Origin of the sequence: Edaphobacter lichenicola (assembly GCF_014201315.1) — a bacterium.
In the GTDB taxonomy this organism is placed as follows: Bacteria; Acidobacteriota; Terriglobia; order Terriglobales; family Acidobacteriaceae; genus Edaphobacter; species Edaphobacter lichenicola_B.
On the sequence record NZ_JACHDY010000003.1, the window covers coordinates 380865 to 398403 of the forward strand.

Below are 17539 nucleotides of genomic sequence, written 5' to 3' on the forward strand. Positions count from 1 at the left end.
CGGCGGTAGTCACAACATGCAGTCGTAGTCCGTCGATCCCGAGCTGCTTAAGCGACTTTTCTGTTCAGTTGCTCCCCAATACCCGAGGTCGAGAATCTTGGCGGGATCGGCGAAGGTGAATTTGCGGGGCAGACACGGTTCTCTCGGGCAACGCAAAGTATGTAGGTGACGGCTCCACAAACGAAGGAGCGGTTGAGGGGCAAGATTATCGAGAGCGTGAACTATGGCCATGAGAATGGAATCGACAGCAAAGAGATTCGCGAGTGGAAGTGACCGGTAACTTGAGACAGGAACGACGAAAGGCCCCGCCCCCGCGATGGAGGATGGGGCTTTTCTGTTGTTCGAGCTAGAAGAGGATCTTCAAGGCGAATTCAACATTGAGAGGCTCGCCCGGCCCGATGGTGGGGTTGCCGAGATAGGGTCCAAGTGTGGAGCCGATTGCCCCGACCTGGCCAGTCGATGGAAAACCTACCGGTGCCAGATTCGTGGTGTTGAACAGGTTGTAGATATTTGCCTTGAACTGAGCTCTTACTCTTTCAGTGATCGCTGTCGTCTTGATGACAGAGAGGTCGAACGCCTTATAGCCGGGATTGTAGTTCTGTCCGCGGCGTGTTGGGGAGTAGGTTCCGGGCGCGGGGTCAACAAAGGCAGCGGGATTGAACCATTGAACCGAGCCGTTGACGATGGCGTGGGAGACGCCGGCTGTGGGATGAGCAATCACCTGTACCGCCCGGTCCGCAAACTCCCCGTTTCCACTGACATTCGAACTAGCAGTAACGGTGTAAGGTGTGCCGCCGTGGAAGGAGAATCCGGAGTTCAACTCCCAGCCGTGAGTGAGCCGCTCTGGCCCGCGGAAGGTTGGGATTGCGTAGTTGAAGTACCCTGTAAAAGTGTTGCGAACGTCGAAGTCGGAGTTTCCGTACTCTCCTTTTTCATTGGTGGGGTCTTGCGGGACATAAGGCAGAGCGCCGGTCTCATAGTCGAGCGAATGCGACCAAGTGTAGGCCAACTGCGCGGTTAGACCGTGCCATCCCTGGAGGCGCAGGCTTGATTGAAGCGAGTGATATATGGAGCCGAGGTTGCTTCGGGCTGCGTCGATCACGCCGAATGCTGGAAACTGGGTGTTGTAGGGGCGGGTGAGCTGCTGGGGATTGACGCTGCAAGAACCTCCGGGAAGGACATCTGGGGGTGGGCAAGGGTTGTAGGCGCTTCCCAGAGCAGCGGCGTTGATGTCGAACAAGCCCATAAGATGAGTTCCCTTTGAGCCAACGTACCCTATCTGGGCAATGACAGAGTTTGTGAGGCTGCGCTGAATATTCAGGTCAAATATCTGCACATTGGCGGGCTTGAAGTTCTTGTCAAAGGTGGAGATGGTGATGCTACCCGGCCCAGCATCGGCAAGGATGCTTGAGGGATTGAAGGCAGGAAAGATGTCAACTCCTGACTGAACCACCTGGTTGAGCCCCTGTGCGTTCACGACCTGATCACTGCCTGCGGGATTCTGGCCTGGCCCGAAGACGGCGATGTTCTGCGCGCCGTTATTCTGCAAGATCGATTTCATATAGACCGAGTCGTAGTAAAAGCCGTAGCCACCGTGAAGGACCGTACTGCCGGTGCTATCCAGTTGATAGGCAAACCCGAATCGCGGGCTTACACCGCTCCAAAATTTGGGATAGACGTTTGCCACGCCCTGCCCTGCGACTGAAAGACCGGTTGCGCTCGATGGGTCGAAGATCGAGAGGTTGGGATAGTCAGAGTGCACAGGACCTTCATAGTCGTAGCGCAAGCCGTAGTTGAAGTTGAAGCGTTTTGTGATTTGCCAGGCATCCTGAGCGTAGAGGGCAAACGTGTTCACGAAAACCTGTCGCTTCGGATTGCCCTGAACGATGCTCGAAGACGTTGGATTCAAGCATCCCGCCAGGAAGTCTGCAAGGAAAAAGACATTGGATGTCGTGTTCAGATTAGCTCCGGGAGCTACTCCAAGGTTCGTTGTAGCTAATGCAGAGCACGGTGTCTGCGCCACTCCGTCGACAAAGTTTGTCGCGTAGTTCCATGGGCCCTGAGAGCCGTCGAAGTAGATGGTTCCGCGCTGTCCAGTCTGATAGAAGTCGTCAACCTGAGCTTGGCGGATCTCACCGCCGAAATGGAGCTGATGCGCCCCTTTGGTCCAGGTTAAATCGTCGTCAAGGTGGCCGGTGATGTCATTCCTTCCCGAAGGCGCAGTGACACCGGTCGGATCGAATCCGGTGTTGCCAGCGGAAAGGCCATTACTGCTGCTGGTGGGACCGATGACCAAGTGGGGGGAGCCCGGCAGAGCCGGATCGGTGACACCTGTGTTGAAGCCGAGGCCGATGGGATCGAACCCTGTATCGGCATCGCCAAACACCTGGTTGAAATAGCTGACTCCCACAGCGAGCTGATTGGCCATTGAAGTGGTAATAATGCGGTTGTAGATCAAAGAGTAGTTTTGAACGTGGATGGGTGCGTTCTCGAAGTACGGTGTCAGGTCGGAGGAGGTTGGCGCGGTCTGCGTGCCTTGACCCACGTACCACCTGGCGGAGAGATGGTCTTTGTCGGAGAGCTTGTAATCCACCTTGATAACGCCGTTGAAACTATGCCCGGTAAGATTGCCTGAGGCCTGGTAGTTTTCCGGATTGGCAGGTCCGGTGAGTGCAGCGGCTGGCCAGAGGCCCCGGAGAGTGTCGTTTCCATTGAGCAAATTTACCGACACGGTGTTATGGGGTACGCCGTAATAATCGAGGAGTGCATATGCAGCGCTCTGATAGGCAGCCGATGGTTCGGTGGCGTGATTTTCAGCGCCGATCAAAAAGTTCTGATGTTCACCGGACAGGAAGAAGAAGAACTTGTCCCTGAGAATCGGGCCGCCAACTGAGAAGCCGTAGTTTTGATTCCGCGATGCAGCCTTGCTGGTTAAGAAGGGATTCTGCCGCTCAAAGAACTCGTTATGGTTGAAGTAGTAGGCCGTGCCATGAAGCTGGTTGGTGCCGGATTTGATGGTGAGGTTTGCTGTTCCGCCCGGATTGCGCCCAAGCTCGGTCGCGCCCGTGGTCACAAAGGAGAAGTTTTCAATTGCATCGATGGGAAAGATCACGCCCGCTATCGCAGAGACTCCGCCCTGGTTGACTGCGGGAATGTTCCACCAAAGATCGTTGTTGTCCGTGCCTTCGATCTGCCAATTTACCGCGTTGGACCTGGTTCCGTTCACACTGGCATAGAGTGCACCGCCGCCAGTGGACAATCCAGCAAATCCTGTGGTTTGAGCGAGCATTTGCGTAAAGTCGCGCCCGCTATTGGGCAGATTCTGCACAACCGTTTCCGGAAGAACTGTAGCCTGCACATCCGTCTCAGTATCGAGCGCCAATGCGGCAGCTGTCACCTCCACAGTCTGGCCAGTTGAAGAGAGGGTTAGCTTCGCGGAGAGCGTGTAACTCGGGCCGGCAACGACCTGCACCTTGTCGTACTTCGCGGTCGCGAAACCGGCAGAACTGATGGTGACTGTGTAGCTGCCCAAAGGCAGATTCGAAAAGTTGAATTCGCCCGAGCTTGAGGACACGGTGTTGTAGGTAAGACTCGTAGCTGTGTCTACGGCAGACACAGCTGCACCGACGACGGCCGCGTCGGTGGAGTCAGTGACGGCGCCTCCAATGCCACCGCGGTAGATCTGGGCGTTGAGCGAAGGCAGGGATGTGATGGTGAGGAAGATGACGGCGAGGCTGTAGAGAACAGCCTGCAGGAGACGTGTTCGTAGTCGTTTCATATGACCTCCAAAGGAAAGCAAAGGATTCGCTGGTCGCCTTGAAGGGTTTTTTATACTGAACGAAAAAGAAGCCAGCTTCGTGGCGGTAGCTGCGGTGCTTCAATGTATTCCAAAAACCGAACGGCTAATAGAAGTGTGGCGCATCTAAAGAAAGATAAGGCGATAAACCTAATCGTCCTCTGCAAACATTGCAACATTATTTTGGAAGTATCACGGAAACCTCAAAAAACGATTGCTGCGTACGTGAAGGGTTCCGGCCTACGAACTCATGCATTTTCAAGAGGATAGAAGGGGCTGCTTCCGGATTCGAAGAAGACTTCAGCCTGAATGGGCGGTGCCTTCGCGCGGTAGGGTCGGTGCGTAGGACAACACCCCGTTCCACCGTGTTAGCGCTTTCTTCACCGAAGAAAAACGCGACGAATTTCAGAGTAGAGTTGCGCGGGTCAAACCAACGAATCCACGGCAATGGGGAACGATGACCGTCGCGCAGATGCTGCATCACCTTAATTTGTCCTGTGGCGGCTCGCTTGGTTTTTATGATCTTCCCGACGAGAGCTACCTAGTATCTCGCACAGTGTTTCGATGGATTCTCGTAGATTGGTTTCCAGAGCAACCATTTGGGTTGAGCCTGCCGAAGCGATTCAAGATCCCACCCGGCGCAACGTTTGACTTCGATTTCGAAAAGGCGCAACTGCTCAAACTTCTGGACATTGCTTGGAATGCAAGACGACCGAGCGATTGGCAGCCCCACCCGATCTCGATTCAGTTCTCACAGGGAAAGCCGGTTGCCGTTGGATCTTCGCTGAAGAGCTGAACTAAAAGCGGACGACATGATTTGATCGTCTTAAACTATTACTCTTCTGAGTGCTCCGAGGTGGGATTCTTCAGAAGGTCTCCCACCGACTTCAGGATTTCGTGTGAAATCGTCTCATCCGATACGGCGCGGGCCAGCGACATCGCTCCGACGAGGGCGCTGAAAGTCAAGATCGCTCTCGATCTTGCCGCGCGCTTGTCCTTGCCTGGCAGCAACCCGGCAATCAACTCAAGGTCATTCCTGACTTGTTGAGAGGTAAGCGCGCGAGTTCGCTCATCGCTGCGAGCGATCTCCGGCGCAAGTGCGCTGAAGGCACAGCCCGTACCTGGATTCTTGCGGTGCACATCGCTCAGGTAGTCGTCGATCAGCTTCGCAAAGGAAAGCGACTGCCCGCTGGATTCAGCAGCTTCCTTTTGGCGCTGCCAGACACCGAATGCATCGCTGACTGCCTCGGCCACCAGTTCGTCACGCGAGTCGAAGTGCTTGTAGAAGCCTCCCACCGTCAAGCCGGCTTCCTTCATCAACTCCGCAATTCCGAATCCTGCAAGGCCCTTTTCGCGGAATCTCTTTGAGGCAATGGCAACGATGCGCTTGTGAGTTTTCTCCTTTTGGGCCTGGGAATAGCCCATATGAACCTCCTCCAAAATAATCTGCGACCAAATCAGGATTACGAATCTAATCCTGCAATGAGGATTATAACGATAATCCACGGTGCTCGACGAAGGCCAAGGGCTCAACCAATTCGCGACCTTCTGGTGGTCTCGATCGACGTTAACAATTTCCGGGTTGTGCCCTAGCGGGCGCAGACCCAGAAGTGACTTGGGAAAAGGGAGAACCAATATGCGTGCAATGAGAGCGGAGCAATTTAGTGGCTATGAAGCGTTGAAGCTCGTCGAGCTTCCCAAACCTGCGGCCACAGACGGGAAAGTATTGGTGCGAATCACGGCGGCTGGCGTCACGCCGCTCGACCATACAATTCTCTTCGGTAATTTTCACATCCCGGAGCAGCCGCTAGTCCTGGGCAACGAAGGAGCGGGCGTCGTGGAGGAGGGAGGCGGAGCGGACTTTCCCGCGGGCTCACGCGTGATGTTCTGGGGCGCGTATGGCGCTTTGGAGGACGGAACCTACCGTGAGTGGATTGCCGTCCGAAAGGAAGATCTTTGTCTGATACCTGATGGTGTCGACGATATAAGCGCCGCAGGCATTCCAGTCGCGTATCTCACCGCGCAAGTGGCTCTTACCGTCGCCGGTTTTCGTCCCGGTAAAACCGTGCTGGCACCGGCGATCGGGGGATCAGTCGGCAACGCGGTGACGCAATTGGCGCGCGCTCTGGGAGCAAAACACGCCATATCGAGCACGACCAACCATGCGAAATCCGAGCAAGCGAAGGCGCTCGGATTCGATGAAGTCATCGATACTTCCTTGGAGAAGTTAGGTGACGGCGTGCGTCGTATCACCGACGGCTACGGCGCAGATATTGTGATCGATGGGATCGGCGGTGAAGTCTTGAGCGAGGCGCTCAAAGCGCTCGCGTTGGGAGGAAGCCTCACAACACTGGGATATTCCGCAAGCCGTAAGACAACCATTGACGTGACAGATCTCATCGTGCCGCAAGCCAGCATCCGGAGTCTCAATATGTTTCGTCAGCCGCAGGCGACCGTTACGGACGCGTGGAACGCAATTGTGTCTCTCCTTCAATCCGGTGCGATCAAACCGATCGTGGCGAAGACGTTCCCTCTGGCCGAAGCGGCTGAGGCTCTGCGCTATCTCGTTGAGGGCCGCCCCTTCGGTAGGGTAGTTCTTACAGTCTGACGACAATTGATAGGGGGAAACATAACAGGTATCCCGCTCTGCAATCAGCGAAGGGTTCGCACTACGCGCAGGCGTGGTGCGAACACAAGTTGTCAAATCAACCCAACTACGCTCGGACGAGCTTACTCAGAGAGAGGAATCAATGACAACAATAAACGCGATTCGGCTGGCTTCTCTGGTCACGGAAATCAATGTCCTGGTCGCGAGTGGCTTTTCTATCGCGGCGATCATCCGTCCGCAATACCTGGTCCCTGCCGAATCCGTTCCAACGGAGGCGTCGTTGCTATTGGCGATGTACGCGGCGGCGCGCACAATTCCTCTGGCTTTGTTCGCATTGGGGGCGATCTACAAGCAGGCGACGCCTGCGTTGCTGATCCTGGGTGCGCTCGCCGGCGCCATGCAATTGCTGGATGCCGGAATCGGTCTGTTTGAGCATGATCTTGGGAGATGCGCTGGGCCGCTCTTTATCGCCGTCCTCCAATTCTTCGTGGTGTATCTGCTTCACAGATCCGTGCGGATCACGCCGCAAGCCAAGCGCGGATAAACGCACGCTACGGCCCGGCACTTCCAAGTTCGCCCCAGTTGCGCGGTGAAGCTGATGCAGCGCATCACTCGACCGTGATCAGCCATGCCTGGGCGAGTGGAGCGTGCGCCGGTGGTTGTAGCGTTCGATGAACGCTCGATCTGGCGTTCGAGGTCGCCGGGTATGAAGTAGTTCTCCAGCAGCACGCGGTTCTTCAGTGTCTGGTGCCAGCGTCGTTGCATTGGGTTCGATGCGGCGAGGGTACCTTCTCATGCGTCTGGCCGAGGATTAAGGCGGCGCTTGCTAAGGAGGATGAGTTCATTTCCAAGGCTGCGCAAGCGGAGAGAAACCAAACACGACCGTCTATCGCTATCCAGGTCAGAATCATGACTTCTCTCGGCATAATGGAACACACACTACAACGCCGCTGCGGCAGCCCTTGCCAACGGGACGGACACGGGAGTTCCTGCATCAATATCTATGGTGACCTTCGGTCGCCGTAGATGCATTTCACCGTCTGGAGCAAGTGACCTTCTCAGTCAGCAAGCGAGGCGACATGTACCTGCGCAAGATCCTCATCCATGGCACACGAGCGGCCGTCGTGCGCATCAAGCGAGACCGGGCACCCATCTGAGCCTGTCTCGATGCATTCGATTCAAGAGCTTCCCCTTGCTGTCGCGCTGCGGACCATACATTCACGGGACGAATCGTTCGATTAAAGACTGCGAAGGGCCGTCATGAAGTTTTCGATCTTGCGGGTCGACGACGCTTTGCCGGATTTGAGGTTGCGCTCAATGCACAACCCAGAAAAAAAGGACAGGACCATCTCCGCAATTGCGGAAGGAGCCATCTTGGGTTTTTCGACTTCGATATTCATGGCGAGGAGGCGCTGCACTAGCGCCAGATTGTCGTTCACGACCCCATACGCCTCATTCGGAAGGATAGCCAGCTCTCGCATGGAGTTGATAGAAAAGCACCCCTGCTGTTCCCCCTTGTTGAGAGGCCCGTTCTTGAGAAAACTTTCGACATTATTCCAGCCGAGAGGCTCCTTAGTGAGAAGCCCCCTCTTTCCCTGGCTCTCAATGTAGTACCGAAGGCACGCCACAAAAAGATCTTCCTTGTTTCGGAACTCCGTATACAGCCCTGACTTGTTCACGCCTGTGGCTCGTTCCAGGTCCTGCAGGCTTGTGTCCGCGAACCCGTGCTTCCAGAAGACAGGCATTGCCCTCTGCAGCACTTCCTCTCGGCTAAAGTTCTTCGGACGCCCCATCTATATATTATCCGATAAAGAACCAAATAGTTCAATATCTCTGCATCCTCGGAGCATCTCCGTCATCAGTATAGAACTGAGTGGTTCACAATCTTCTGATCGGGCAGTGTCGTAGTCAGTTGAATCAGTGGCGTGGTGAATCTTTCCTCGGAAAGCAAAGGAGATCTATGTCTACGTTGGCAAACAAAGTGGCACTCGTTACCGGCGGGTCCCGAGGCATTGGCGCAGCGATTGCAAAGCGTCTGGCTGCAGATGGAGCAAGCGTGGTCATCACATACGCGAAGGACGCAGGCGCGGCTTCCGCCGTGGTCAAAGCGATTGAACTTGGTGGCGGAAAAGCGATCGCGATCCAGGCGGATGCAGCCGACGTTAAAGCCGTCAAGAGTGCTGTCGAGAAGGCCGTTGCGACTTTCGGCCAGCTGGATGTGCTGGTGAACAATGCCGGCACGGCCATTCCGAAGCCGTTTGAGGAGACGACGCAGGAGGAGATGGATCGCGTGATCGACATTAACATCCGCGGCGTATTCGCCACCACACAGGCGGCGCTGAAGCACATGAAGGACGGTGGCCGCATCATCATGATCGGATCGGCGGTGGGAGAGCGTGCCGTTGCGCCCGGACTCGTGCCCTACGCCGCCACGAAGGGAGCCGTCAAGATGTTCACGCAGGCGTTATCCAGAGAGGTCGGGAGCCGGGGCATCACGGTCAACAACGTCCAGCCGGGTCCGATCGACACGGATCTGAATCCAGCCTCGGGCGATTGGGCGGTACCGCAGAAGGCAGCCACAGCACTCAATCGCTATGGGCACGTTGAGGAGATCGCCGCAATGGTGGCGTTCGTCGCCGGTCCTGAATCCCCATACATCACCGGGGCGAATCTGACCGTGGATGGCGGAATGAATGCCTGAGACAGTGCATCTGCAAGGTTATTGGCCGAAAAAACAATCCATCCGCGATGTGAAAGGGCGAGAGAGAGGGCAATGACCACACTTGAAAATAAGACAGCGCTTGTGACTGGCGCATCGAGAGGAATTGGCCGCGCAACGGCGTTGGCGCTTGCTGAGGCTGGGGCGCACGTCCTGGTTCATTATGGCCGGTCAAAACAGGAAGCAGAGTCTCTGGTTGCCGAAATCCAGAGGAAAGGCGGACACGCAGATGCAATCTCAGCGGACCTGGGAACCCCGGACGGTGCCGCACTGCTCGCCAAACAGGTGCACTCCATTATCGGCGATCGATTGGATGTGCTTGTGCTCAACGCTGGAATCAGCAAGTCGGCGCGCATCGCAGATTACACGGTAGAGGATTTTGACAACCTCTTTGCCGCAAACGTCCGAGGCCCGTTCTTCCTGGTGCAGCAACTACTGCCCGTTCTAGGTGAGGGTTCAAGTATTGTTGCTATCTCCTCTGCGGTAGCTCGTACAGTGGTTGGCAAACCCGGCATGGAAAATCCGTCGATTCTTGCTTACGCCTCTACGAAAGGGGCACTTGAGACTCTGGTCAAGAACTGGGCAGCTATTCTAGGGCCGCGCGGCATACGCGTTAACGCTGTCGCTCCTGGCGTCATCGATACGGATATGTCGAATTTTACGAAGACGGAAGCAGGCCGCGAGGTCACGCTTGGAATGCAGGCATTGAAGCGAATCGGCAAGCCAGAGGATATTGCAGACGCAGTCGCTTTTATGGCATCCGACGGGGCGCGCTGGATCACGGGTGCCAGTATTCCCGTCGATGGCGGTTCGAAGCTTTAACTGGCAACGTGAGGAACGTAATGGATACAAAGTCGAGCAAAGGCAAAGAGGTCAAGATTCCTAGCCCGGATCATCCCATCACGATTTCACAAGCTGCCGGCAAGGTCCGCGTAACAGTCGCTGGACAGACAGTGGCTGAATCGACACGAGCTCTTCGACTGGAGGAGAAGGGATATCCACCCGTCTACTACGTGCCGCGAAGCGATGCGGATATGTCATTGCTCGTTCGAACAACGCATTACACCTACTGTCCGTACAAGGGTGACTGTACGTACTACAGCATTCCCATCGGCGGAACGAAATCGGAATATGCCGTTTGGACGTACGAAAAACCTTATGAGGCAGTCGTCAGCATTAAAGATCATCTGGCGTTCTATCCCACGCGGGTCGATGCAATCGAAGTGATTTCTCAAACACGTCCAATCGATCTATGCAGGAGTTCATGTGATGTCGAACCAGCGCTTTTCATACCATATCGAATGGGAGACCTCGATCTTCCTAACCGCATTGTCATGGCGCCTCTCACTCGGATGCGTGCGCAATCGCATGATCATGTGCCGACGGCCCTGCAGGCAGAGTATTACGCGCAACCTGCTTCCGCCGGACTGATCATCGTAGAGGCCACCGCGATTAGCCCGGAAGGTTTTGGCTGAGCCGATACGCCAGGACTGTGGACGGAGGAGCAGTTCCGCCGCGGATGGCGACGCGTTACGGATGCCGTCCATGCAGCCGGCGGCCGCATCATTGCACAACTCTGGCACACCGGGGCGATCTCACATCCAGAACTACTGGTCGGCGCGCAGCCCGTCTCCGCATCGAACGTCGATCCAGGCCAGATCTCGGTGACGCGGACGGGACGGAAGCCGACCGTAACACCCGGCCTCTGACGAAGCAGGAGATTCAAGCGGACTTCGCGCGAGCTGCGCGAAACGCGCTGGACGCCGGCTTCGATGGTGTCCAGATCCTTGCGAACTATCTCTATCTGATCTCGCGGTTTCTGAATGCCACCACCAATCTGCGCAAAGACGAGTACGGCGGAAGCCTGGAAAGTCGGTTGCGTTTTCTTTTCGAGATTGTCGAGTCGGTCATGGGTGAGGTCGAAGCACAACAGGTTGGAGTCAAGATCAGCCCCATGCACGAAGGCGGTGCATCAGGCCAACGACGAGACCCTGCCAGTCACCGAATACGCAATTCAGAAGCATACGCCGCGCTGGTGCTCGAGACTACAACCTGTGAGGCGCCTGGAGAGGCGGTGGTTTAGGCAGCAAGGACTGCATTTCAGATCGCAGGCGCAGCTCTGTCTTTGAGATTCAGGCGATGCAGGGCAAATTGACCTTTGCGAATACGGTGGAGCAGTTCGACGCCGGTGATTGTGATGGCGGCGTAGTCGAAGTTCTTGAAGCCGAGCATGGGCCTGGTTCGGGACTTGATACCCCGATAATCCTGTTCGATCAGATTGTTCAAGTATTTCGACGATCGCAGTTTGGTCCGCTTCCATGCCTCGTCTTCGTTTGGAATTTCACGCACTGCTCGATGCGAAGCGGCATAGCCGTCAAGCGTGATGCTGACAGGTGCGCGCAGCTGCGTGCGAAGCGCTTTGCGGAAAAAGGCCTTGGCCGCTGCTACATCCCGCTTCGGACTCAGTCGGAAGTCGACGATGTTGCCATCCCGGTCGACGGCGCGATACAGGTAGACCCAACGGCCACGGACCTTCAGATACGTCTCGTCAACACGCCACGAGCGACCGCTCCTGCGTGCATAGCCATTCCAGCGCTTCTCGAACTCCGGAACATATCTCTGTACCCAGCGCATGATCGTGGTATGCGCAATATCCAACCCGCGTTCGGCCATCATCGCGACTAGATCACGGAGGCTGAGTTTGTAGCGGAGATACCAGCGCACGCACAAGACGATGATCTCGCGATCAAAATGTCGCCCCGCAAATAGCTCCTTCATCCCCTTCAGCTCGCCCATCTACCGGTCCTCGATGCCTCAATCCACTACTCTAATCGGTTCCAGCATGCTGTTTGCACCAGAGCCGCTGAGACTAACCCGAATCGCGTCCCCGTTTCATTGACAGTGGTGTCGCTGACTGAGATCAGCACCCGACCGCACTCGCCTTGTCAGTTCTGACCTTGAGCACTCCGCCGGTCTCCTTCATCGCCTCGATACCATTCAGCATGAGGTTCATCAGTACCTGCTGCAGTCGCACCCGTCCCCGTGATTTTGGGGAGATCGGCGGTCTGGTCCGTACGAATCGAAACGGCATACTTGTTGGCTTCGCTCCGCAGCAGCAGGACCATTTTGCTGATGATTTCGCCCACGTCGGCCGGCTCTCGCTGTGGAGGCGTCTTCTTATACAACGACTGCAAACCTGTCTTACGCCGGTCGTAGAGGCGGGTCGTAGAAACGTTAGCATGCCCCAACCACTCCTGCACCTTGGCTACGTCCGGACCATTGGCAAGCGTCTTCGTCGCGGACGTTGCCGCATTGAATGGACGCAGGTGCCAACGCCTCTGCGCTGATGCCCGTTTCCTTCGCATACTTGATGACGACGTTCCGATAGACCGATCCGATCGAGATGCCGCGCCAGCGTGCCGGTTCATGTTCCGAGGGATCTACAAACTGCGCTAACTTTCCTTTCTGAAGCGCTCCCAGAAACGAATTCACGTTTCACAAACAAAAGGCGGGATTGTCCCTAAATTCCGACCACATCGTTCTCACCCTCTGCGGAGGATTTTAATCAGGAAGCAATCCATGACAAAAGCAAAAGAAGGGCGAGCAGCCAGCTATACGCAACGGGCAGTAGATCTCCAGGCTCAATACAATGCATTGGAGGTTGCGCGACGAAAACTCGCACGCAGGACAGGGCGGCGGCTCATCAAAGAGGAAGGTTCCATTGCGAAGGCAATTGCCACTCTCACAAACCCGGTCGTTGCCCAAGAAACGCGCACCGTTCCGCTTGTCGTCGGTCTAACTCGAGCCCAAGCGCGAGAAGAGGCGTTCAAATACATTTCCAGACGCTGGTCTACACTCACGCCGCCTTGCCCCTCCTGTCGGATGGGAAACGGCTTTCCAAAACGTTCCTGGCCCACTCGGGAATGGGCTGAGGAGGTTTGGGGAAGATAGCACGATGTCAACATATTGCGTTCTACGCGTGTCCCGTGCAGCCAGGCTTCTGGCATCTCGGCCACCACAGCAGGAAAACCCAAAGGCATAAGCAGCTACGGTCGAGCGTCGAGCTAACCCGACCCGAGATCGAGGAGGGCCGTGACAATCAATCACAAATCCGCGACGAGCAGTCGAACGTTGCCGAACAGAAGAGTTTGCAAGGAGGGTTTTTGACTGAAAATGTAATCGATAATCTGAACGGCCTGAACGAGATCAACCAGTTTGACGACTGGAGCGTGCGTCCGATCGCCCGTAAGTTGGGAATCCCAACCTCCTCGTCACCTTTCAGGTGATGCGAAGGACGTTGGGTACGGATGCAGAAACATGGACGTTGAAAGACGCTCAGGTCATATTGCGGCATGCCAGCATCTCGACAACCGGTGACGTGTATGTCCAGACGATTGAGCAGAGTGTTCTGCAAGCTGTGAACTCGCGCACGGCTGCAGTGCTCGAGGGCTGGACGGTACCGGTTGAGAGTATGGGTGTCGCAGGGCGGAACTTGAGAGGCATCGCAGCAAATTCGGTGAAGTTCGGCGAAGTCGAGAGAGGAGAACGCTGTAAGTAATTGATTTTATGGCTCCTGAGGTAGGACTCGAACCTACAACCCTTCGGTTAACAGCCGAATGCTCTGCCATTGAGCTACTCAGGAACATCTTTGGAGTGCGAGAAAACTCCCGCGCCTCTTCAGTTATAACAAATCGGGGTGGAGGGGTCAAAAGCTACCTTGATGGCGGTGTCGACAGAGCGTCAACATAGTGGCATCGAGCGTTTATAGCGGAGAGAGCTTGTGGAGTTGATCGGCACGTTGGACTGTTCCACTACTTTAACCCACTTCAGCGATTAGCCTCGCAATTTGCGAGTGTGGAGGAACCGCAACAGGCGGCGTAGTCGTTGCTGCCGCGTCTGCTTACGGGTAGAGCAGAACTGCGATGTTGTAGGCAGTGAAGGGGCCGTTGCGGTTTACGGAGCAGGCCCCGACTACGGCCTGGTGGTATTTGCCGGAGGCCAGTTTGCTTTTGAGCTGGCTGGGAATCTCGTTCAAACTTCCGGCGGTGTAGCGCATGATGTACCAGGGTTGGCGAGAACCCGCGTAACCAGAGGACATTGTGCAGGTTTGACGGGCCTCTGCGGTGGTTTCGGCGACGCGCATTCCTGACTGTGCGATCACGCTGGCGACGGTGCGCTCCTGCTGGTTAAGCGACAGGGTTTGAACGGTGCTGGCGAAGTCTTCTACTGCGTAGAGCTGGTGATCGCGGGTGACGATGGCGATTCCTATGGAGTCTACGTTGGGATCTAGAAGATTGGCGCGGTGGCCGGGCGAGTGCATCCAGAGATTGTGGATGATGACGGAGGTGGGGGCTTCGGCTACGTTTTCTGTGATGAGGCTGAAGTGTGCGCCAGCATTGGCTCCGCGGGCCGCGAGTGCGGGTTCGCCGTCGAACTGGTGGGAGATTTCGGCGTGGTCGGCCATCTCGCGGGCGTGGACCTGGGAGGCCTCGGCGAGGACGGGGTCGAAGCGAAGTGGCTGAAGTCCTTGATTGATGCGATCCTGGTTGGCGGCGGCGAGGAGGTATTGCTCGGCTACGGTGAGATTTGCTGAGGATTCGAAGGTCTGGGCCGGGAGGAGGTGCGCCGCCGAGAGCAGCAGGGTGGCCAGCGCGAAGTGGCGGAGGCGAGATTTCTGCAATGAAATCATAGACTTGACGCACGCTGCTGGGGAGGCTGGCATGAAGGTCATTCTAGGTTTGGGGTGCCGCTCTAGGTAATACAACTTTCTGGTCAGCATTCGAGGTTCTCTGCTGTGTCTATCGGTTGGGATGCGGGGAGGGTGAGGAAACGACGCTTGAAGTTGCAAACTTTAGTACTAAAAAACTTCAGCAGGGAAAACCTCACTTTTGCAGGGGGTTTTGCAGATTTCGACTGTTTTACGGTGGTGAAATCGTGGTGAAGTTGTGGTGGATTGCGTGGTAGATGTGGTGTTTTGGACGTGTGTTTTGCGGCGTCGGAAAACACGCCATGCTTTTCAAGTTTATTTTCAACTTGTTAGCCGGAGGGGTGTCTTTTTGGGATTGGAATCAGGGTAGTCAGGGGACGGCACCGGCAAACAGCAGGTTTCTCCATTGCACGGGACAAAAGACCGTCCCGCACCGGTCGAAAAGACAGATCTTCGGTCGTACTTTGTGTCGGTACCGCTCGGGGTCTGGGGGTTTGAAGTATTGGCGTATTCTGCATATGGAATGGCGTGTCCTGCGTAGCGTCGAATCGTTGGCCGGTTTACCTTTGAACCCATGTACAACGCAAAAGCATTCTCTGCTGCAAGTGCGACATCGCCGCTCGCCCCCACCACGATCGCGCGGCGCGATCCAACCGAAACCGATGTGCGGATTGAGATTCTCTTCTGCGGGATCTGTCACTCCGATCTTCATCAGGTTCGCAACGAGTGGAGCGGCGTTATGCCGACTGTCTACCCCTGCGTGCCGGGTCATGAGATCGTCGGCCGCGTTACCAAGACTGGTTCGGCGGTCACGAAGTTCAAGGTGGGCGATCTTGCCGCGGTCGGCTGCATGGTCGACTCCGACGGGACCTGCCCGGATTGCCGCGAGGGCTTCGAGCAGTTTTGCCCGAACATGACCCTTACCTATAACTTTCCCGACAAGCACACGGGTGGTGTGACCTATGGCGGCTACTCGGACAGCGTGGTGGTGGATCAGCGCTTCGTGCTCAAGGTTCCTTCGAACCTCAATTTGGCCGGAGTCGCGCCTCTGCTCTGCGCGGGCATTACGACCTATTCGCCTCTGCACCACTGGGGCGTGACCAAGGGCAAGAAGGTCGGGATCGTGGGGCTTGGCGGACTAGGCCACATGGGGGTGAAGTTTGCGCACGCGCTGGGAGCGCATGTTGTGCTGTTTACGACGTCGCCGGGCAAGAAGGATGATGCGATCCGCCTAGGCGCGGATGAGGTTGTCGTCTCGCGGAATGCCGATGAGATGGCCAAGCACGCGGGCAGCTTCGACTTTATCCTCGACGCGGTCTCGGCGGACCACGACATCAACGCGTTGCTTGGGCTGCTTCGCCGCGACGGCAACCTGTGCCTGGTCGGCGCTCCGGAGAAGCCACTTGCTGTGTCTGCCTTCAACCTGCTGTTTGGACGCCGCAGCCTCTCGGGTTCGCCGATTGGCGGAATCGCCGAGACCCAGGAGATGCTGGACTTCTGCGGCAAACACAACATCACTGCCGATGTGGAGGTGATTCCGATTCAGAAGGTCAACGAGGCTTATGAAAGACTGCTGAAGTCGGACGTGAAGTATCGCTTCTCGATCGACATGGCCTCCTTGAAATCATAACCATGAGCAAACGCTTTCGGATTCCCGGCCGGCTGGCAACACGTTTACACGAGTTGGGAGTCGGTGCGTCTGCGGTGCTTCAGAGTGCGGGATTGGCTCCGGGGCTACTCGATCAACCGCGCATCGTCGTAACGACCGAAGAGCTGTTCGCCTTGTGGCGGGGAGTGGGCGTGAATAGCCCGAACCCCGCCATTGGCCTCGAACTTGGCACCGAGACCAAGGCGGAACACTTCGATCCGATTGCGCTTGCGGCTCTCTCTACGGCCAGCTTCGGCGAAGCTATGGAGCAGATGGCCCGCTACAAACAACTCTCGTGTCCTGAGGAGATCATCCACGAGATGGATGACAGCGAGTGGAGCATTCAGTTTCGCTGGCTGCTCGCCGATAGCGTTGAGCCTGCGGTGCTCACCGATCTCTGTTTTGCGTGGGTGCTGTGCATTGCGCGGCATGGGACTGGGACTCGGATCTCTCCGCTGCGGCTTGAGCTTGCGCGCCAGCCGACGCATGCAAAGATCTTTGAGCGGCACTTCGGCTGTCCGATTGTGTTTGGCGCTGTTCGTAATGCGATCATCTTCCGTAGCTCGGATGCGGCTCTGCCGTTTGTGACGAGCAATGCCGAGCTTTTGGCTATGCTTGCACCGCAGTTTGATGAAGAGTTGAAGCAGCATAAGGGCGAGGAGAGTTTCCCTGAGAGGGTCCGGGCTGCGATCCAGAGAAAGCTTGCTGGGAGACGGCCGAAGATGCAGGAGATCGCGCGCGAACTGCACATCAGCTCGCGCACGTTGCAGCGACGGTTGCAGGATGCGGGGTATAGCTTTCAGCAGGTTCTTGAGGAGGCTCGGCATCAGCTGGCGCGGCACTATCTTAATAACTCTCTGCTTGAGCTGAATGAGACTGCTTATCTTCTGGGGTATGAGGACTCGAACTCTTTTGTGCGGGCTTTTCGGATGTGGGAGGGAACTCCTCCTGCGCATTGGCGGGGGGCGCAGAGGGAGAAGGTCCTGCCGGACGGGCGCCCTGCGCGGGCGGCGGTCACTTCGTGACTTGTGTACCGCTTCGCTTGGTGCTCCCGTTGGTCG

The 17539-nt window shown here is 56.3% G+C and carries 14 protein-coding genes, 1 tRNA gene and 1 pseudogene; 9 read left to right on the forward strand and 7 right to left on the reverse strand.

Going from position 1 to position 17539, the window contains the following annotated elements:
- Nucleotides 1-346 precede the first annotated feature (346 nt).
- Nucleotides 347-3778, reverse strand: coding sequence for a TonB-dependent receptor (locus HDF09_RS12850; protein ID WP_183766857.1), 3432 nt, complete (start codon nt 3776-3778; stop codon nt 347-349).
- A gap of 475 nt (nt 3779-4253) precedes the next feature.
- On the opposite strand from HDF09_RS12850, the gene HDF09_RS12855 reads away from it, so the two are divergent.
- Nucleotides 4254-4592 (forward strand): hypothetical protein, encoded by a 339-nt coding sequence (locus HDF09_RS12855; RefSeq protein WP_183766859.1) that lies wholly within the window; start codon nt 4254-4256, stop codon nt 4590-4592.
- A 38-nt stretch (nt 4593-4630) separates the two neighbouring features.
- Here the strand turns inward: HDF09_RS12855 and HDF09_RS12860 are convergent, their stop codons facing one another.
- Nucleotides 4631-5329 carry a TetR/AcrR family transcriptional regulator gene (locus tag HDF09_RS12860; RefSeq protein WP_260181284.1) on the reverse strand — a complete coding sequence of 233 codons (699 nt, stop codon included), beginning with the start codon at nt 5327-5329 and terminating at the stop codon, nt 4631-4633.
- A gap of 103 nt (nt 5330-5432) precedes the next feature.
- Between HDF09_RS12860 and HDF09_RS12865 the strand changes: the two genes are divergently transcribed.
- Nucleotides 5433-6404, forward strand: coding sequence for a quinone oxidoreductase family protein (locus HDF09_RS12865; protein WP_183766861.1), 972 nt, complete (start codon nt 5433-5435; stop codon nt 6402-6404).
- Between the two features lie 142 nt (nt 6405-6546).
- Entirely contained in the window at nt 6547-6948 is a 402-nt protein-coding gene (locus tag HDF09_RS12870; RefSeq protein WP_183766863.1) for a hypothetical protein, read from the forward strand.
- A gap of 694 nt (nt 6949-7642) precedes the next feature.
- On the opposite strand, the gene HDF09_RS12875 is transcribed toward HDF09_RS12870, so the two are convergent.
- Nucleotides 7643-8149, reverse strand: coding sequence for a TetR/AcrR family transcriptional regulator (locus HDF09_RS12875; protein WP_260181285.1), 507 nt, complete (start codon nt 8147-8149; stop codon nt 7643-7645).
- A 215-nt stretch (nt 8150-8364) separates the two neighbouring features.
- On the opposite strand from HDF09_RS12875, the gene HDF09_RS12880 reads away from it, so the two are divergent.
- From HDF09_RS12880 to HDF09_RS12895, 4 genes and pseudogenes are all read left to right on the forward strand, one after another.
- A complete protein-coding gene (locus HDF09_RS12880) occupies nt 8365-9105 on the forward strand; it encodes an SDR family NAD(P)-dependent oxidoreductase (protein WP_183766867.1) in 741 nt (246 codons plus the stop codon).
- A 72-nt stretch (nt 9106-9177) separates the two neighbouring features.
- On the forward strand, nt 9178-9945 hold the full coding sequence (locus HDF09_RS12885) for an SDR family NAD(P)-dependent oxidoreductase (RefSeq protein ID WP_183766869.1): 768 nt from the start codon (nt 9178-9180) through the stop codon (nt 9943-9945).
- Nucleotides 9946-9965: 20 nt separating this feature from the next.
- Nucleotides 9966-10832, forward strand: a pseudogene (locus HDF09_RS12890) (DUF427 domain-containing protein).
- On the forward strand, nt 10829-11206 hold the full coding sequence (locus tag HDF09_RS12895) for an oxidoreductase (RefSeq protein WP_260181308.1): 378 nt from the start codon (nt 10829-10831) through the stop codon (nt 11204-11206). The pseudogene HDF09_RS12890 and the gene HDF09_RS12895 overlap by 4 nt, the downstream one beginning before the upstream one ends.
- A 17-nt stretch (nt 11207-11223) precedes the next feature.
- On the opposite strand, the gene HDF09_RS12900 is transcribed toward HDF09_RS12895, so the two are convergent.
- The 4 genes from HDF09_RS12900 to HDF09_RS12915 form a co-directional block, all read right to left on the reverse strand.
- Nucleotides 11224-11901 (reverse strand): IS6 family transposase, encoded by a 678-nt coding sequence (locus tag HDF09_RS12900; RefSeq protein WP_406704692.1) that lies wholly within the window; start codon nt 11899-11901, stop codon nt 11224-11226.
- A 167-nt stretch (nt 11902-12068) separates the two neighbouring features.
- Nucleotides 12069-12488: a hypothetical protein gene (locus tag HDF09_RS12905; protein ID WP_183766876.1), complete on the reverse strand. Its 420-nt coding sequence runs from the start codon at nt 12486-12488 to the stop codon at nt 12069-12071.
- A gap of 1202 nt (nt 12489-13690) precedes the next feature.
- A tRNA-Asn gene (locus HDF09_RS12910) sits at nt 13691-13765 on the reverse strand.
- 258 nt (nt 13766-14023) lie between these two features.
- Nucleotides 14024-14812 (reverse strand): CAP domain-containing protein, encoded by a 789-nt coding sequence (locus tag HDF09_RS12915; protein WP_183766878.1) that lies wholly within the window; start codon nt 14810-14812, stop codon nt 14024-14026.
- A gap of 592 nt (nt 14813-15404) precedes the next feature.
- On the opposite strand from HDF09_RS12915, the gene HDF09_RS12920 reads away from it, so the two are divergent.
- Together HDF09_RS12920 and HDF09_RS12925 are read left to right on the forward strand one after the other, a co-directional pair.
- The gene (locus HDF09_RS12920) at nt 15405-16460 is read left to right on the forward strand and encodes an NAD(P)-dependent alcohol dehydrogenase (protein WP_183766880.1); all 1056 of its coding nucleotides are present in this window, start codon (nt 15405-15407) and stop codon (nt 16458-16460) included.
- Nucleotides 16461-16462: 2 nt separating this feature from the next.
- Nucleotides 16463-17503 carry an AraC family transcriptional regulator gene (locus tag HDF09_RS12925; RefSeq protein ID WP_183766882.1) on the forward strand — a complete coding sequence of 347 codons (1041 nt, stop codon included), beginning with the start codon at nt 16463-16465 and terminating at the stop codon, nt 17501-17503.
- Nucleotides 17504-17539: the final 36 nt, after the last annotated feature.

Excerpts from the sequence above, each read along its gene's own strand:
- HDF09_RS12925 (WP_183766882.1), top strand. The coding sequence starts at position 16,463 with ATGAGCAAACGCTTTCGGATTCCCGGCCGGCTGGCAACACGTTTACAC.
- HDF09_RS12880 (WP_183766867.1), top strand. The coding sequence starts at position 8,365 with ATGTCTACGTTGGCAAACAAAGTGGCACTCGTTACCGGCGGGTCCCGA.
- HDF09_RS12875 (WP_260181285.1), bottom strand. The coding sequence starts at position 8,149 with ATGCCTGTCTTCTGGAAGCACGGGTTCGCGGACACAAGCCTGCAGGAC.
- HDF09_RS12855 (WP_183766859.1), top strand. The coding sequence starts at position 4,254 with ATGACCGTCGCGCAGATGCTGCATCACCTTAATTTGTCCTGTGGCGGC.
- HDF09_RS12920 (WP_183766880.1), top strand. The coding sequence starts at position 15,405 with ATGTACAACGCAAAAGCATTCTCTGCTGCAAGTGCGACATCGCCGCTC.
- HDF09_RS12865 (WP_183766861.1), top strand. The coding sequence starts at position 5,433 with ATGCGTGCAATGAGAGCGGAGCAATTTAGTGGCTATGAAGCGTTGAAG.
- HDF09_RS12885 (WP_183766869.1), top strand. The coding sequence starts at position 9,178 with ATGACCACACTTGAAAATAAGACAGCGCTTGTGACTGGCGCATCGAGA.
- HDF09_RS12870 (WP_183766863.1), top strand. The coding sequence starts at position 6,547 with ATGACAACAATAAACGCGATTCGGCTGGCTTCTCTGGTCACGGAAATC.
- HDF09_RS12900 (WP_406704692.1), bottom strand. The coding sequence starts at position 11,901 with ATGAAGGAGCTATTTGCGGGGCGACATTTTGATCGCGAGATCATCGTC.
- HDF09_RS12850 (WP_183766857.1), bottom strand. The coding sequence starts at position 3,778 with ATGAAACGACTACGAACACGTCTCCTGCAGGCTGTTCTCTACAGCCTC.
- HDF09_RS12915 (WP_183766878.1), bottom strand. The coding sequence starts at position 14,812 with ATGATTTCATTGCAGAAATCTCGCCTCCGCCACTTCGCGCTGGCCACC.
- HDF09_RS12905 (WP_183766876.1), bottom strand. The coding sequence starts at position 12,488 with ATGCGAAGGAAACGGGCATCAGCGCAGAGGCGTTGGCACCTGCGTCCA.